We start from the raw sequence: 17,418 nt of genomic DNA, 5'->3' as shown, positions 1-17,418 counted from the left end.
TTCTAAATTAAATTAATCCACTGCACTTAAAACTGCTGCTGGTTTTGCAGGGGTTTTCCGTCTTTGAGGTAAACTAACTAATTTTGATATACCCTGTTCAGTTTTAGAAATAGAGGAATAAGGGCCTTGATTTATTTGTAGGCGATCACATGGTATTGTATCAGATAATATAGAACTTGCCATCATGCCTGTATGAATTTCCATAGAAGCGCCCATAACAGATTCAAAAACTAAACGCTGCCCTGGAAATACAACCCTCTCAAAATACCAATTTGGTATATTACTAATTCTCGCAATTTGGATTTGACTTGTTGCATTAACGTAGCAGCAAAGAATTTGATTTGAACTGTTAGATGGTAAGGGATCAAGAATTTGTGTCATAGTCTATTGAAAAGTTTTTACTTTAAACAAGTTTTAGTTATATCTACAAGTTAACATCAACCGATCCCAATCAGTTGTAATCTTGAATACTGACTAACAATATTAGCATCACATGGCCCATATAAATCTGAATAAAATCTTAAGATTATTCCAAATTTTCAGCTTTTTGTTTAATTAAAGCTTCTTATACTTAGGAATGAATGTAGCTCTATATAGTCGGGTATCGGTTTTAGGGAAATTAGGTGATGATTTGCACCCTTGAATTTTTGTATCAAAACTTACATTATTAGAAATTTCATACTTAAAATCAGCAACACCTATATTTTACGATTATTAAGATTGTGTATCAAAATTTTAAGAAAATAAATACTAAAATTAAATAAGTCCACCATATTTGTTATCTTTCTTCAAAAAAATACTTACAAAAAGTTATATATGTGATAAGAAACATTGATTATGGAAAATAAAGTTCTTTATGTTCGTCTTCCTTGTAATCCGATTTTTCCCATCGGAGTTGTTTATCTATCAGATCATGTCCACAAGTACTTACCAGAAGTAGAACAACGAATATTTGACCTTGGGGCAGTACCTCCTCTGGACTATAAAACAGCTCTCAATGATTGTATTGATGAGTTTAAACCAAATCTATTAGTGTTTTCCTGGCGAGATATTCAGATATATGCACCTGTAGGAGGTCGTGGAGGAAACCCTCTGCAAAATGCTTTCGAGTTTTACTATGCGAAAAACCCTCTGATTAAATTTAGAGGTGCAATAGGAGGTTTGCGGTTAGCTGTTTCCTATTATACAGAACTCTGGCGCAATGTAGGACTAATAAAACAAGGTCTCAAAAGGGCGAGAAATTATCGACCTGAAACTCGTGCAGTGGTTGGTGGTGGAGCAGTAAGTGTATTTTATGAACAATTAGGTCGTAGTCTACCCACTGGTACTATTGTATCTGTAGGAGAAGGAGAGGTATTGTTAGAAAGACTTCTTCGAGCAGAAGATTTTAACGATCAACGATGCTATGTGGTAGGAGAAACATCACCACGCGATCGCTTGATTCACGAAAAACCTGCTCCTGTGGAAAAAACTGCCTGTAACTACGACTATATTAATAGTATTTGGCCAGAATTTGTATACTACTTACAAGACCAAGATTTCTATATAGGGGTACAAACTAAACGTGGTTGTCCTCATAACTGTTGTTACTGTGTTTATACAGTTATTGAGGGTAAACAAGTCCGGATCAACCCTGCGGATGAAGTTGTTGCAGAAATGAAGCAACTATACGATCGCGGTATTCGTAACTTCTGGTTTACTGATGCTCAGTTTATTCCTGCTCGTAGGTTTATGGATGATGCGGTTGAATTATTGCAAAAAATCCTTGATGCAGGTATGGATGATATTCACTGGGCGGCATATATTCGTGCTGATAACCTCACTCCCGAGTTGTGCGACCTCATGGCAAAGACTGGGATGAATTATTTTGAAATTGGCATTACCAGTGGTTCCCAGGAACTGGTTCGCAAAATGCGAATGGGTTATAACTTGCGGGTAGTATTGGAAAATTGTCGAGATTTAAAAGCTGCTGGTTTTAATGATTTAGTTTCGGTGAATTACTCATTTAATGTAATAGATGAAACTTATGAAACGATTCGACAAACTATTGCTTATCACCGAGAATTAGAGAAAATTTTTGGAGCAGAAAAAGTAGAACCTGCTATCTTTTTTATTGGGTTACAACCTCATACTCATTTAGAAGATTATGCCCTGAAAAATGAAGTTCTCAAACCAGGATATGATCCTATGAGTTTAATGCCTTGGACTGCCAGAAAGTTATTATGGAATCCAGAACCTTTAGGTGCATTTTTTGGAGAAGTTTGTTTAGAAGCTTGGCAAAGAAATTCTAATGATTTTGGTCGTGAAGTAATGAATATTTTAGAAGAAAAATTAGGTCGTGCTGAACTGGAAGAAGCTTTAAGTGCGCCTATAGTATCTTCAGAGAAAAAACAGTTAGTCAAAGCAGGTTAATGTTAATCATGGTGCGTTATTAGCGCACCTTTTCGTATTAATAAATTTCATCTAAACCTGTAATCATAATTTCACTAAGAATGTAATATTCATTAGTAAGCATTTAGCTATTAGCGGTCAGCTCTTCCTGCGGAATGCGCTCGCATTCAGCTTTTTAATGAATGAAGCAAGCATTTGCTTAACTTCTACAACATTTTTAAACAAAGAATTGAAGCACAAGAACAGCAAGCTTAAATTCTCCACTAAAGGTAATAAAGCTGATAGCTGATAGCTGACCGCTGTTTGCGCAGCATTCCGTAGGAAATGCTTACCTAGTTTTAATAAAAATTTGATTAAAATAATATGTTCCTTCAGAATTTTGAGCAATACCAATACCACTTAAATTATAGTCACCTACCATATTTTTATGATGACCAGGACTACCTATCCAACCTTCAACAGCTTGTTCTCCAGGATTATTATAACCAAAATTATTAGCTAGATTTTCTGCTGCACTTTGGAGTTGAACTTGTTGACTAATTACTTGTACTCTTTCCTTAAAACCATCATGGCTAAAAGTTGTTTTTCCATTAGCCATTTGTTGAGCATGAATTCTAGATTGTTGAGCAATAGTATTATCCCACTGGAGAGGTGGTAAGTTTTTAGATTTTCTGTATTGATTTATTTGAGCAAATACAGTTTTTTCTAACCCATTAACATCAGGTGAAATTGCTACTCTTGGTCTGGAGATAGGAGTTTGTCTAGAATTTTGAATTTCTGGCATTTCTGGCAAATTTTTAATAACTTGTTGATAATTACAACTACTCAACAATATTGCCAGACTCCAGAAAGTTTGTTTTAAATATTTATGATTCATTCGTTAATCTACTCTCTGCTATGTGCAACTTCTTTAAACTCCACTTTCTTTTATTAATTCTACGGCTACATTTGCCACATTAATAACTTGTTCTAAAGTGGGATTTTACGAGGCCAAAATAAATCGGCAAATCCTGTTTTTCCCTTGCGACTACCATCAGGAACTACCTCTTCACATTTAGCACCTACTTCTTTTAAACCTTCATATCTGAATGCTTGAAAAAATATATTTAGAAATAACCAACCATCACTTCTTTTTGTACCACTAATATATTCTCGACAATAGTTAAGAAAAGCGTGGATACTTTCTGGTGTAGCTGGCATAATAATATCGTTTATGAAAAATTATATTGTATTAACAATAAATATAATACCATTTATCAACAACTTTTCTACATTTTATGAGCAGGGACATTTCATGGAACATCCCTACTTTAGAGGTATGGAATCTCCGTACACAGAAGTAAATATCAGATAATTAGTACGCCCTCTGATTAATGATGATGAAAAAGGTAAAATTTGGCGATCACTACAAAATATTTATTATAGAAATCCAAAATGGTACAATTTGAACGGCTAAGTTTTTAATCATTTTAAACCCCTAGAAAAAATGCCCAGGAAAATTACTCAAATCAGAGAAAATATTTCTAACTATAATCTGGTTTATCGGAAAAAGAAAAAATTTAATTTACCATCTCAGCAAAATATCAAGATATTTAATCGCCCAGACCAACTAGAAATAATTTTGTTAAATCAACTCCAAACTAAGAATAATCAAAAGTATCAATATTTGTTGATTTTGTTAGAAAAAGGAAATCCTAAATATACGGTTTATGCTGAAAAAAATCAAGCAAAACAATCCGTAATTTATGGTTATGACGAAATAAGAGATAAGCCTAGAAATAGTCAGACAATAAAAAGTATTTCTGAATCAGAATTTGCTGAAATTGCCGAAGGATTTATTAATCAATATATTCAAGAAAAAACAATCAGAAAAGTCAAGGTACTTGAAGCATAAAAACATAGAAAATATCAGGAATAAAGATTCCGAATTGAATCAGAAATACGGAGAAAAATTGAGAAAAAAAACCGCATAGTTGAAGCGGAAAGAATTAAAACTATAGAGATAGCACTAGAAAAGTCTGGCAGGGATAAAAGTCAGCTTCCAGAATTTATGAAACTTCAAAATATGATTAGTAAATACTTAAAAGTCAGCTTAGATAAAGTAACTTTAGATAGTTATATTATCAATGATTTGGGATTAACAACTGAGACTAACTTTTCTAATACTCCTCTAGTCAAAGCACTGAAAAAAGAATTTCCATTGGAGATGCAAGATAATATGCTTTCTACCACAGTTGGAGATTTATTTTACTTGATTATTCTCAAAAAAATGATTGTTAAATTATTAAGTTAAAAGTTGAAATTAGAGTTAGATAAAATCAATCTTGTTTACTGCAAAAAATTTAATTCGCCGTCTAACATAAGAATTGCATTTACTCACCTAGATAAACTAGAAATAGTTTTGTTGAGTCAAGTTAAAACCAAAAACAATCAACAATATCCATATTTAATGTTTTTTCTCGAAAATTCAGTTCCTAAATATTATGTTTCTTCAGAAGAAATTGAGATTGAAAAAAAGTATGGAGAAAATATTGGTAGTATTCCTGTAGGGCACAAAAAAGAAATGATCAAATCCTACTTGATTCAGTTCTACGATCAAATGGAAAAACAGTTAATAAATAGTCAGAGAATAGAAAGCATTGAAGAATATAAGTTTGCAGAAATAGCATTAAAGTTAATGAGAAAAAATGCTGAAAAAAAACCCAATAAACTTAGAAGTATAATTTTAGAAAGAGTTAAAAAAGTAATTAGTCAGGAGTTGAAAATAAATATAGAAAGAGTTAAACTAGAGACAATTTTCAGTTTCGATAAGCTAGATAATATAAAATTTAAATTGGTATTAATGGAATTGCAAATGGCACTCGAAAAAGAATTTAAAATGCCGTTAGAAAAACTTGAGGTAGAGTTACCAGGTAATGATGGGAAATACTCGTGGAATATTAAAGGAATATGCAACTATATTTGTGATGCAATTATTAATCAAGCAAAAAAGGAGACAACAAAGAAAGGTAATTAGTATTTATAAAGTAGACAAACTATAGTATTTTGATGATTAATATTAATTACTGAACATTTTTCAACTTTACTGAATTGACATATCTAAAACGGTGCGTTATGACGGATTGTTAAATTCCTTTCACAGTCTAAATTTTAGCCGTCTAACGCACCCGACAAATTAATTATTTACAAATTAATTACCCCTCCAAAAACTTAGCCACTGTCTGCACATCCTTATCCCCACGTCCAGAACAGTTAAACACAATACGCGGACTACCATTTAACTGTGGACAGAGAGTTTCCAAATAAGCGATCGCATGAGCAGTTTCCAGTGCTGGAATAATACCTTCCAACTGAGACAAACGTTGAAAAGCAGCCACTGCCTCATTATCAGTCACACTATAATATTCAGCTCTACCACTATCCTTCAAAAAACTATGTTCGGGTCCGACACCAGGATAATCTAAACCTGCACTGATAGAATGAGGTTCAATTATCTGACCTTCCTTATCCTGTAACAAATAACTCATAGCTCCATGCAACACACCAACACGACCAAGAGTCAGAGTAGCAGCGTGTTTATTAGTCTCAACTCCCTCACCACCAGCTTCTACACCGATCATTCGGACTGACGACTCATTCATAAACTCATGGAATAAACCCATTGCATTAGAACCACCACCAACGCAAGCAATCAAAATGTCAGGCAAACCGCCCCACTTTTCCAAACATTGAGTGCGGGTTTCTTGACCGATAACAGCATGAAAGTCTCGTACCATCATCGGGTATGGGTGAGGACCTGCAACAGAACCAAGAATATAGTGGGTAGTCTCCACGTTTGTTACCCAATCTCGAATAGCTTCTGATGTTGCATCTTTTAGAGTGCCGGTGCCAGCTTCCACTGGTCGTACCTCCGCTCCCATTAGTAGCATTCTGAATACATTGAGAGATTGACGTTCCATATCGTGAACGCCCATATAGATGATACATTCCAATCCAAACCGAGCGCAAACTGTGGCAGTGGCGACACCATGTTGACCAGCACCTGTTTCGGCAATGACACGTTTTTTACCCATTTTCAGAGCTAATAGAGCTTGAGCTAAAGCATTGTTGATTTTGTGGGCACCAGTGTGGTTGAGGTCTTCCCGTTTGAGGTAAATTTGTGGACCTGTACCATCAGGTCTGGCATAGTGAGTTGTGAGACGTTCGGCAAAATAAAGAGGACTAGGGCGACCTACATAGTCTCGCAGAAGTTGTTGGAGTTCTTTTTGGAAAGCGGGTTCTTGACTGTATTTTTTGTAGGCCGCTTCTAGCTCAAATAAGGCAGGCATTAATGTTTCGGGGACATATTTACCGCCAAACTGGCCAAATCTGCCGAGAGTATCTGGTTGTTGAGTTGAAGTAGGATTTAGAGGTGTAGTAGTCACTAATTTTTTCTCAAAAATAGAATATTTTTCATTATATATAGGCTTTTTGTTCAACAATTAATAATTAATAATTAATAATTACCTCTCCTTGAAAACGGATAGGATTGACTAAAAGGAAAATTTGGCGTTGCTGATTATGGGTATGATGCAAGCCCCCCTAACCCCCCAATTTTGGGGGGGAATAAAACTCTAAAAGTCCCCCTTGGAAAGGGGGAAACCAGAGGATGCTGCGCTTTTTGTTGAATGGGGGATTTAGGGGGCTTGACCAGAACCAAACAATCGCGCATTCATACTTCAATTCAGCAACGCCGAAAATTTTTTATTTTTTCTCCTTTAAGGGAAAGGCTTTAAACCTTAATTATTCAGTAAAAAGGAAATTAGGGGGAGGGAAAAGGTCTGATAGTTTCAGATTTTCGATCTATTTTTTGATTTTTTACTAATGATATAGGATTGCTATATAGAGGTTGATTTAAAATTATAAAAAGTGCAACTTAGATGTACATAAATTCTTGTATTTGTATCGATCAACTTTTTTAATAAAATTTAAACTTTTATTGGTATATATCAAGCAAATATAACTTTTGTAAAATATTGTTATAAAAATCACCTAACATTTAAAAAAAAGTCCAAGATAATTAATATGGCAGTTGAAGGAAAAGTTAGAACAGATCGAAAGCTGAAAACTCAGATAACGTAAGATTTTTCTTTTCTCCTAGATAACTAAAGTCTTCTCTCCTAGATAACTAAAGCCTTCTTCCTTCTTCTTTCTTCCTTCTTCCTTCTGCTATATAAGTTTCTTGTCTTTATGTATTTAAAACTTACAGAGAAGAGAAACACATCTAAATTTAAAGTTTTAGATGAAAACATCAAGAAAATTTTAAGATAAAATTATGAAAATTGAAGAATTTTTGGCACGTTATGCCTCCGGAGAAAGAAATTTTCGGGATATTGATTTATTTCGATCTGAGCTTAGTAATGTGAATTTAGCTGGTGTGAGTTTGTTTCGTGCTAATTTATTCCGGGCTAATTTATTTAGAGCAAATTTAATTGGTGCTAATTTGTACAATGCTACTTTGATTGGTGCTAATTTGTATTGTGCGAATCTGAGTGGGGCGAATCTGAGTGGAGCGAACCTGACTCGTGCAGATTTGAGTGGGGCAGATTTGAGTGGGGCAGATTTGAGTGCTGCTGACTTGAGTGGGGCCATTTTGAGTTATGCTAATCTCAGTTATGCTGATATGAGTCGCGCTAATTTACAGAAAGCAATTTTAATTGATACAAATTTGAGTCATGCTAATTTAAGTGGTGCCGACCTCAAGAAGACTAAGATGAATGGGGTTGATGTGAAGGAGACTCGATTTTCTCTTGGTATTGGACTATCTGCAGAGATGAAGAAACAGTTGCAACAGCAAGGTGCAATTGTTGAAGATTTGCCTGGAGAACCTCACGCGAGTAGATTATTTGCCACTCGGTAGTAGGGGTAGGAGACAGGAGACAGGAGACAGGAGACAGGAGACAGGAGTTAGAAAAAAAGGTAGTCTTGCATAGTAATGGTAGGTAGAGATCGGGAAGAATTAGGGCGGGAGCAAGATGCTCCCACTGGCTATACCGTGAAAAAATAATTAGATACTAATACCATTACCTTGAATTTGGCAGTTGAAAGCTATCAGACTTCAGCCGATGGATGAAAACAAGTTGGAGATTTTAATCTCCGAAGTGGGGTGAATATAAGTGGGGTGGATATCCTACCTACCTGAAAATATCAGGAACGGGCAAGATACCCATTCCACAAAACTCTAATAACTAAACGCCTATTTTTTCACTTCTTTCACACCATCCTTAACATAACTTGCCTTACCATTACCATTACCATTACCATTTCCGTTAGTATAACCATTACCATTACCATTACCATTACCATTAGAAAAACCATTGATATCATAACCACCTGCCAACTCTTCAGCAGATTTATGAAATAAACGTGACTGTAAACCTTTCGCCATCACATAAAATATCGGCACTACATATAAACTCAAAATTGTAGAAACCAACATACCACCCATAACCGACATTCCAATTGAAACCCGACTAGCAGCACCTGCACCAGAAGCAAAAGCTAATGGCATTACCCCGAAAATGGTAGAAAACGCCGTCATTAAAATTGGACGAAACCGCAAACGGGATGCTTCAACCGCAGCTTTAGTAATAGACATACCATCTGCCAACAATTGATTAGCAAATTCCACAATCAAAATCGAGTTTTTCGTTGCCAAACCAATCAACATAATCAACCCAATTCGACTATAAACATTCACTTCCAACTGCGCCAACCACAACGCTCCAAAAGCACCCAACAAAGATAACGGTACTGCCAACAAAATCACCACCGGGTCAATATAACTCTCAAACTGAGCTGCCAATGTCAAGAAAATAAAGATCATTGCCAAGGCAAAAAGAAGCATCGTCGCTTGACCCGCATCTCGAAACTGTGACGACTCACCCTGGAGGTCGGTTCGCATATCAGCAGGTAAAATCCGGTCTGCCAAATCGTCCAACGCTTGTAACGCCTCACCCAGACTTACTCCTGGAGCAGGACTTCCTTGAATAGTTGCCGAACGAAATCGATTAAAGTGATTAATCTGAGGAGGAGTGGTTGTCGTACTTACCTTCACCACATTACTCAAAGGTATCATTACTCCTGACTCAGTCCGTACATACAAATCATCAATATTTTGTAAACTATTACGAAACTGTTCCTCAGCTCGCACAATTACATCATAACGTTGATTTCCTTGGGTAAAGTTAGTAATATCTTCCCCTCCCATCATTATTTGCAATGTTCGCGCAATATCCTCCACCGATACACCTAAATTAGATGCCTGAGCGCGGTCAATTTCTACGGAGATCTCCGGTTTATTAATCTTCAAATCTGTATCAATATTATTCAACTGGGGTAACTGTTGCGCTTCATTAGTAAATTCTTCAGAGACTCGCGCTAGTTCTTCTAAATCATTTCCCTGCAACACAAACTGTACTGGTTGAGTGCGACCAGTTCCAGGCAATGAACCGGGGTTAATGGGAAAGACTCGTCCATCAGTAATGGGAGCAAATGCTCCAAACAACCGTTTAACAATTTCTTGTTGTGCTTCCTCTGGTTTCTTGCGTTCCGACCATGGTTTGAGGTTGGTGAAAGCAAAAGCTCGGTTTGCTTGGGCAGAACGACCAAATCCAACAATACTGAAATAACCTCTCATTTCAGGTATTTGAGAGAGTTTATCTTCTACTTGACGCATGACGTTATCAGTATATTGAACACTTACACCTTCTGGTGCAGACACGGATACAAATACTCGCCCCCGGTCTTCTGTGGGTAAAAATCCTTGGGGGAGTTGTTGATATAACCAAAAGATTAACCAGAAAGATAGGACAAATCCTAAAATTACTAATGGTTTCATTCTCATCAACAGACGCAATGACCAATCATACATGGCTGAGATGCGACTTAGAGCATAATCAAATAAATCTAGGGGAGTAGCAACTACGCGGGAAAGGAAGTTTTGATGTTCTTTTGGTTGATGTCTTTTTAAGATTCGCCCTGATAAGGTTGGTGCTAAAGTCAAAGCAACGAAGGTGGATAATACGACTGAGACTGCAATAGTTAGAGCAAATTCATTAAATACTTGCCCTGAAGAACCTCCAGAAAATGCGACTGGTAAGAATACGGCAATTAATACAACTGTGGTGGCAATGACGGCAAATACTACTTCTCCTACTCCTAATATGGCTGCTTGCATGGGAGTTTTGCCTTCTTCTTGAATATATCGAACTATATTTTCTAAGACAACAATGGTGTCATCTACCACTAAACCTGTTGATAGTGTGAGGGCAAATAGGGTGAGGGTGTTGATGGAAAATCCCATGAAATACATTACCCCAAAAGCACCAATGAGAGAAACGGGAATGGTGATGGTGGGTATGAGGGTTGCTCTCCAGTCTCTCAGAAACGCATAGATAACTAAGACAACTAAACAAATTGCTAAAAATAAGCTTTTCCAAACTTCTTTGATAGCTACTTCTACAAATGTTGAGTAGTCAACACTGATGTAATATTCCATTCCTTCCGGGAAATCTTTGGATAATTCTTCCATCCTAGTTTTAACTCCGTTGGCAACTTCTATGATATTTGCCCCGGATAATTTACTGATACCAAGACCTACTGCTGGTTTACCATTATAACGAGCAAGGGTGCGATCGCTCTCTGCTCCAATTTCTGCTCTACCAATGTCCCTGAGTCTGGTGAGAGAATTATCATCATTTCGTCTAATGATTAAGCTTTCATATTCTTCGGTAGTTTGCAGACGACCAAAAGTCCGAATCGGATACTCGGTCGATTTCCCTTCTATTCTCCCACTGGGAATTTCTACGTTTTCTTCTCTGAGTGCTTCTTCTACATCTAATGCTGTAATATTTCGGGCAGCCATTTTTTTGGGGTCTAACCATAGTCGCATAGCGTAGCGACGTTCGCCACCGATCAAAATACTGCCCACTCCGTTAACAGTTTCTAAGACATTTTTGATGAATTTATCAGCATAGTTGCTTAACTCTAAGGACGAGTATTTTTCCCCAGTTAAAGCAAGCCAAATAATCCGTTCATCATCGCTACTGCGTTTAGAAACTACTGGCGCATCAACTTCATCGGGAAGTCTTCTCATAGCACGGGAAACTCGACTACGAACATCTTGAGCTGCTGCTTCTAGGTCACGGTCTAGTTCAAATTCAACATTTATGGAACTTGAACCTTCCCTGGTGCTGGAGGTTAGGGTTTTGACACCTTCAACACCGTTAATTTCTGCTTCGAGAATTTCTGTTACTTCTGTTTCTACTACTTCTGGGTTAGCTCCTGGGTAGCTAGTTTGCACGCTAACTACTGGAGGTTCAATAGTCGGAAATTCTTGCACTGGTAGACGGGTGTAACCTACTAATCCGATTAGGATAATTAGTAGGGAACACACCGAGGCAAATACTGGTTTTTTGATGAAAAAATTGGTAAACATTAATTTTCAAGTCAAAGGTCAAAAGTCAAATTTTCAAGTCAAAATTCAAAATTCAAAAGTCAAAAGTAAGAAATTTACTGTGATTTTCAAGTTAAAATTCAAAAGTCAAAAGTCAAATTTTCAAGTTAAAATTCAAAAGTCAAAAGTCAAAAGTAATATTTTAACTGTCATTAAGTGGTAAAATATGATTACATCATTATATTGATAATGGATAATGAACAATGGATAATTATTTGAAAATGGATTAATTATCAATTATATCAAATCCGCTTAATTGGACATAAAAAAAATATCCAATTGTCATAACTACGCTCATCTTTCTAATTTTTTCTTCTCCTGAATTCTGTTTGCGGAGCATTCCGTAGGAAATTCTGAATTCTAAAGACTTAACCATTCTATGGCTGTTTAACCGGATTTGATATTATCAATTATCCAAAAGCTAATAGCTAGTTAATACCAAGCGTGAAAAAAGAATGTTACAAATAATAAGCAGTATTAAAATAATTTGTAGGAAATATCTATTGGACGAAAAAGATAAATTACTACATAAGAAATGGTACCCTATTCATTCTGACTCCTGACTCCTGTCTCCTGACTACTAAGCAGTAACCTAAATATTTGTAGCAAAGATTTATCACGCCTTGTATAATACATTAATTAATTTCATTATGACTAAATTTTCTTGGACTAAACAATGGTATCCAGTAACTCCCATAGATTATCTAGACTCCTCTCATCCAACTCCAATAACTTTACTTGGTAAAAGGTTAGTAATTTGGCAGGATAAACAGGAAAAATGGATAGCAATGGATGATACTTGCCCCCATAAATTAGCACAGTTATCTTTAGGAAGTATTGATAAGAATGGAGACCTAATGTGTCGGCATCATGGTTGGTGTTTTGATGGAACAGGTAAATGTACAAATATTCCAATGTTGAGTGAAGAAAAAGCTCTAGAAACAGCTTGTAATAGTAAGCGATCGCAAGTACAAACATATCCTACTCAAGTGTTACAGGGATTACTTTGGGTATGGCCAGATAATAGTTCTACTGCTGTTGAAGATTCTATTTTAAAACAGCCTGCTGTGATGCCAGAAGATAAAGTTGATAGCTCTTCAATAGATTGGTTTATGTCAGAAGTTCCCTATAGCTATACTGTCTCTATTGAAAGTAGTTTTGACCCTTCTCACGCCCAGTTTTTGCATGAAGGAATTTCTGGTTTTTCTCCAGAAAGAGCTATTCCTATCCAATGTTTTAAAGTATTCGGAGAAATTTCTGCTGAAGATGGTTTTACCTTAAAAAATTCTGGTTATAATGTTTTTAACAAAGATATGGATGCTACGCGAAAATTCAGCCCTCCATGTTCTAATACAACAATATATGAATTTTATAATGGTAAATCTGCTTTGTTTTTATTGTATTTTGTACCAACAAAACCAGGTTATTGTAAACATATTGGTAGGTTTATTTTTGATGCTGCTCCCCAAAAACGTAACTTGTGGTTTGAACTCCTACCAAAGTATTTACAAACAGGATTAAAACACTTATCTAGCTATAAGTTAAGTGACCAAGATATATCAATGTTAGACTTTCGGCCTATCAGCGAATTAACAGATAATAAAACTTGGCAAAAATCCTATTTCATGCCTTCATTAGCTGATGTTGGTATAGTTACTTTTCGCAAATGGTTAGATGAATTTGCGGGGGGGAAACCTGAATGGCAAGGAATAAAAGAAACACCTTTTCTAGAATTAAATGATGAACAATTATACGACCGCTGGCACAGACATACAAAGCATTGCCCTAGTTGTCGGCAATCTCTAATTTTGATAGACAAAATCAAAGATTTTTGTCAAAATTTTACAGCAGTTTTAGCAATTTTAGCTTTATTTTTAATCGCAATTAATCTGTCAGTAAAAATTATTTTGCTACCAGTCTTACTGAGTATATTGAGTTTAATTTGCTCTTATAAATTAGACTCCATAAGACAAGGTTTTCTGACCAGTATTCCCAAAACAGGTTTACCTGTGGTCAAATTGTATTAGGACTCTTCAACAATTAATTATTAATTATTAATTATTTAGGCCCTTGTTTGCCATACATTTCTATATCCGAAATATCGATTCAATACCAACTTGATACGGTCTCGGGGTCTCCCGTTATAATTGCGAGATTTAACGGGAGGGGAATTGCCGACAACAAGGTTATGTAGGTGTCGATTGATGTTCAACATATTGCTTTAATTGCTCAATAGTTACACCTCCGCAGCTAGCAACAAAATAAGAACCCGTCCACAGTACAGGTTTCCTGTAAAACCTAGCTAGGTAATCAGCAAAGTCTCTCCGGATCAACCTACTCGAAACAGTCTTGAGATTGGCTATAAATTTGCTCAGTTGAACTTTTGGGTTAAATGTGATTAACAAATGTACATGGTCAACTTCACCATTAAACTCTACTAATTCACACTCCCACTTTTGACAGGTTTGATCAAATATTTTATTTAACTGCTGCAGCATTTCAGAGGTAATTACTTTTCTTCGGTACTTGGTGACAAATACGATATGAACAGTAAGAGAATAAACAGACCTAAAACCTTTATTATAGTTGCTTGACATAACATAGCAGTAAATGTAAAATCAAAATATGATAATTACTTATTGCTATAAAATCAAGCCCACTTCTGAACAGTCAGCAAAAATTGACTATTGGCTAGAGTTGCTCAGGAGGCATTGGAATTACGCTAATGGTCAAAGACTAGACTGGTTAAATAGAACTAGGTGTCAATTAGACCGATGCTCAATAGTATCATGTCCTATCGGCGAGATTCCTGGCAAGCCTGATTATTATTTTCAACAATCAGCACTTAAACAAACAAAAATTCTCTTTCCAGAATACAAAGACATCTATTCTGAAGTTCAACAAATTAACTTACAAAGGTTGGATAAAGCCTGGAAACGTTGGTTAGTTCCAGATCAAACAGGCAAGAGATTTGGTAGACCAAGATTCAAGAAGTCTGGCAAATTAAGGTCATTTTGTTTTAGTAGAGTTAATCATCCTAAAGCAGCAGTTAAATTTGATGGCAAGCAAATTATTATTAGCAGGTTTGGTGCTATTCCAGTAATAGTTCATAGACATATTCCAGATGGGTTTACGATCAAAACTGCAACTATAACCAAAAAAGCTGATGGCTATTATGTCAGTTTTAGCTTGGAAGATAAGTCAGTTCCTAATCTAATTCCTACAGAGAATATAAAAACTGCTGTGGGTATTGATGTCGGCCTCAAAGAGTTTCTGACGACCAATACTGGAGACACTGTTTCTGTTCCTAATTTTTATAGAAAATCTCAATCTAATTTAGCTAGAAAACAAAGTAAAGCAGCTAGAAAAGAAATTGGTTCTAATAACTGGAAAAAGGCTCAAAATAGAATAGCTAAATTACATCAACATATTGCTAGACAAAGAGAAGAATTTCATTACAAAACTGCCCATAAATTAGTTAAAGAGTATGATTTAATTGCAGTTGAAAACCTTAACATTAAAGGTTTAGCCAGAAATAGCAAATTATCAAAATCAATCTATGATGTAGCCTGGGGTGCTTTCATTGAAAAATTGAATGCAGTGGCGGTCAAACGCGGTGTTCATGTAGTCAAAGTCACTCCTCATAATACATCACAAAATTGTTCAAATTGTGGTCATAAAGTACCTAAAACTTTGTCAGTTAGAACTCATTCTTGTCCTAAATGTAAAACAGTTTTAGATAGAGATGAGAATGCAGCAGTTAACATATTAAATAGAGCATTAAACGAGGTGGGTATCATCTTGTCTGCTTGTGGAGGCTTAGACGTTGGTCAGCCTATGTTCGCGTAGCGTTGCGCCAGCAAAGCAAGAAACTTTTGAAACTTGGGTTCAATTATCTTTGTTTTAGAAGCTCCCGTTATAATCGCGAGATTTAACGGGAGAGACTTCACTTACATAACTTCTCTATTTTTTCTAGTATTATTAGTAGACAGCTAGCAATTTTTAATTATTGATGAAAGAAATAATCAACAATATCTTAACTCGTCTGGGTCAAGTTAAACTACCTACTCCATCATATTTTGAGACCCTAAAAACTTACACTGTCAAAAAAGTATCAGATGCCGATACTTTTGATGTTATTTCTGATGAAGATAACCAGGAAATGACTGTACGTTTCGTTTATATTGATACTCCAGAAACTTCTAAAGGATGGGGAGATTCACAGGTGGAAAAAATGAATCGTAAAAATGAAAATCAAATATATCGTAGTCAATTTGAATGGGGAGAAAAAGGCAAAGAGCGACTCCAAGAATTAGTTGAAAAAAGTGGTAATAAAGTCAAAGTTAAAGTTACTGGAGAAGAAAAACGACCAGGGCGATCGCCACGTTGTTTTGGTGAAGTTTATTTATTAGATGGTACTTTTGTACAATACATTTTAGTCCAGGAAGGCTTGAGTCGAATTTATTATGATTATATTAGCGAATGTCCAAGAGACACTGCAATAATGTTGTTATTAGCAGAAGCGGATGCTCAGATAAATCAACGTGGAATATGGCAAGAATCTCAATCAGAATTTATTCCACCTTGGGTGTTTCGTTCCCTGAAGAAAAAACAAAGGTCTTTTCTGAGAGATATGAGTCAAGACTTGAAAGAAGGTACAATTACTGAAGCTGATTTTGATGCTACATTTAAACTCAAATTACAGGAGCAAGACCAGATTTTATCAACTCTTTTTGAAGACTTGAAAAATGGTGTCATTACTCAACCTGAGTTTGAAGATAAAGTTCAAGAACAAGCTAATAATTTATTTGCACAATAATTAATTTTGACAAAATATTCAAATTATTGAAATACTGAGGCGATCGCTTTTGTGGGTGGCTCAAAAATCTCAAAACTATTGTACAATAGAAAAAATAGCTCCAAAACTACAACGTTGGAGTTTTTTTTAATTGAGCTATTCTATTGCCAGAGTCAGGTAAAAGCCAGAAATTATCCTCAGTGTTTCAATTGAGTGGCACTCTCGGCGATCGCTTTTGTGGGTGCCTCAGAAATCTCAAAACTATTGTACAATAGAAAAAATAGCTCCAAAACTACAACGTTGGAGTTTTTTTTAATTGAGCTATTCTATTGCCAGAGTCAGGTAAAAGCCAGAAATTATCCTCAGTGTTTCAATTGAGTGGCACTCTCGGCGATCGCTTTTGTGGGTGCCTCAGAAATCTCAAAACTATTGTACAATAGAAAAAATAGCTCCAAAACTATAACGTTGGAGTTTTTTGAATTTATCCAGGACTTACGCACCAAGCGCCGTATCTAGTAGGGGCGAATGGCATTCGCCCCCCTACAGATAGCGTATTGTCTAAGAATTTGCGTAAGTCCTGTTATCTATTCTATTGCTAGAGTCAGGTAAAAGCCAGAAGTTATCCTCAGTGCTTCAATTCAGTGGCACTCTCGGCGATCGCTTTTGTGGGTGCCTCAGAAATCTCAAAACTATTGTACAATAGAAAAAATAGCTCCAAAACTACAACGTTGGA

General features: G+C 35.9%; 14 protein-coding genes. 8 read left to right on the top strand and 6 right to left on the bottom strand.

Going from position 1 to position 17,418, the window contains the following annotated elements:
- Window positions 1-12: 12 nt before the first annotated feature.
- On the bottom strand, window positions 13-381 hold the full coding sequence (locus D5R40_RS13545) for a DUF1830 domain-containing protein (protein ID WP_124146779.1): 369 nt from the start codon (window positions 379-381) through the stop codon (window positions 13-15).
- 456 nt (window positions 382-837) lie between these two features.
- Here D5R40_RS13545 and D5R40_RS13540 point away from each other — a divergent pair, with 456 nt between their 5' ends.
- Window positions 838-2,412, top strand: a complete 1,575-nt coding sequence (locus tag D5R40_RS13540; protein WP_124146778.1) for a photosystem II high light acclimation radical SAM protein — start codon at window positions 838-840, stop codon at window positions 2,410-2,412.
- A 307-nt stretch (window positions 2,413-2,719) separates the two neighbouring features.
- Here the strand turns inward: D5R40_RS13540 and D5R40_RS13535 are convergent, their stop codons facing one another.
- Together D5R40_RS13535 and D5R40_RS13530 are read right to left on the bottom strand one after the other, a co-directional pair.
- The gene (locus D5R40_RS13535) at window positions 2,720-3,268 is read right to left on the bottom strand and encodes a CAP domain-containing protein (RefSeq protein ID WP_240041591.1); all 549 of its coding nucleotides are present in this window, start codon (window positions 3,266-3,268) and stop codon (window positions 2,720-2,722) included.
- A 92-nt stretch (window positions 3,269-3,360) separates the two neighbouring features.
- Window positions 3,361-3,591, bottom strand: a complete 231-nt coding sequence (locus D5R40_RS13530; protein ID WP_124146777.1) for a hypothetical protein — start codon at window positions 3,589-3,591, stop codon at window positions 3,361-3,363.
- Window positions 3,592-3,877: 286 nt separating this feature from the next.
- Here D5R40_RS13530 and D5R40_RS13525 point away from each other — a divergent pair, with 286 nt between their 5' ends.
- The 3 genes from D5R40_RS13525 (at window position 3,878) to D5R40_RS13515 (ending at window position 5,407) form a co-directional block, all read left to right on the top strand.
- Complete coding sequence (locus D5R40_RS13525) at window positions 3,878-4,285, top strand: hypothetical protein (RefSeq protein WP_124154765.1); 408 nt, start codon at window positions 3,878-3,880, stop codon at window positions 4,283-4,285.
- A gap of 156 nt (window positions 4,286-4,441) precedes the next feature.
- Window positions 4,442-4,684: an acyl carrier protein gene (locus D5R40_RS13520; RefSeq protein ID WP_124146775.1), complete on the top strand. Its 243-nt coding sequence runs from the start codon at window positions 4,442-4,444 to the stop codon at window positions 4,682-4,684.
- A gap of 3 nt (window positions 4,685-4,687) precedes the next feature.
- Window positions 4,688-5,407 carry an acyl carrier protein gene (locus tag D5R40_RS13515; protein ID WP_124154764.1) on the top strand — a complete coding sequence of 240 codons (720 nt, stop codon included), beginning with the start codon at window positions 4,688-4,690 and terminating at the stop codon, window positions 5,405-5,407.
- A gap of 178 nt (window positions 5,408-5,585) precedes the next feature.
- Here D5R40_RS13515 and trpB read toward each other — a convergent pair whose 3' ends face one another.
- Window positions 5,586-6,815, bottom strand: coding sequence for a tryptophan synthase subunit beta (gene trpB / locus D5R40_RS13510; RefSeq protein WP_124154768.1), 1,230 nt, complete (start codon window positions 6,813-6,815; stop codon window positions 5,586-5,588).
- A gap of 890 nt (window positions 6,816-7,705) precedes the next feature.
- Here trpB and D5R40_RS13505 point away from each other — a divergent pair.
- Window positions 7,706-8,290 carry a pentapeptide repeat-containing protein gene (locus D5R40_RS13505; protein ID WP_124146772.1) on the top strand — a complete coding sequence of 195 codons (585 nt, stop codon included), beginning with the start codon at window positions 7,706-7,708 and terminating at the stop codon, window positions 8,288-8,290.
- Window positions 8,291-8,626: 336 nt separating this feature from the next.
- Here D5R40_RS13505 and D5R40_RS13500 read toward each other — a convergent pair whose 3' ends face one another.
- Window positions 8,627-11,869, bottom strand: coding sequence for an efflux RND transporter permease subunit (locus tag D5R40_RS13500; RefSeq protein WP_124146771.1), 3,243 nt, complete (start codon window positions 11,867-11,869; stop codon window positions 8,627-8,629).
- A 668-nt stretch (window positions 11,870-12,537) separates the two neighbouring features.
- Here D5R40_RS13500 and D5R40_RS13495 point away from each other — a divergent pair.
- Window positions 12,538-13,914 (top strand): aromatic ring-hydroxylating dioxygenase subunit alpha, encoded by a 1,377-nt coding sequence (locus D5R40_RS13495; protein WP_205127651.1) that lies wholly within the window; start codon window positions 12,538-12,540, stop codon window positions 13,912-13,914.
- 159 nt (window positions 13,915-14,073) lie between these two features.
- Here the strand turns inward: D5R40_RS13495 and tnpA are convergent, their stop codons facing one another.
- Window positions 14,074-14,484 carry an IS200/IS605 family transposase gene (tnpA, locus tag D5R40_RS13490; protein WP_124154763.1) on the bottom strand — a complete coding sequence of 137 codons (411 nt, stop codon included), beginning with the start codon at window positions 14,482-14,484 and terminating at the stop codon, window positions 14,074-14,076.
- Between the two features lie 28 nt (window positions 14,485-14,512).
- Between tnpA and D5R40_RS13485 the strand changes: the two genes are divergently transcribed.
- Entirely contained in the window at window positions 14,513-15,736 is a 1,224-nt protein-coding gene (locus D5R40_RS13485; protein ID WP_124146770.1) for an RNA-guided endonuclease InsQ/TnpB family protein, read from the top strand.
- A 163-nt stretch (window positions 15,737-15,899) separates the two neighbouring features.
- Window positions 15,900-16,706 carry a thermonuclease family protein gene (locus D5R40_RS13480; protein WP_124146769.1) on the top strand — a complete coding sequence of 269 codons (807 nt, stop codon included), beginning with the start codon at window positions 15,900-15,902 and terminating at the stop codon, window positions 16,704-16,706.
- Window positions 16,707-17,418: the final 712 nt, after the last annotated feature.

The organism is Okeania hirsuta (assembly GCF_003838195.1).
GTDB lineage: Bacteria > Cyanobacteriota > Cyanobacteriia > Cyanobacteriales > Microcoleaceae > Okeania > Okeania hirsuta.
Note: the sequence above shows the minus strand (reverse complement) of the source record. Positions and strands in the feature narration are given on the sequence as shown.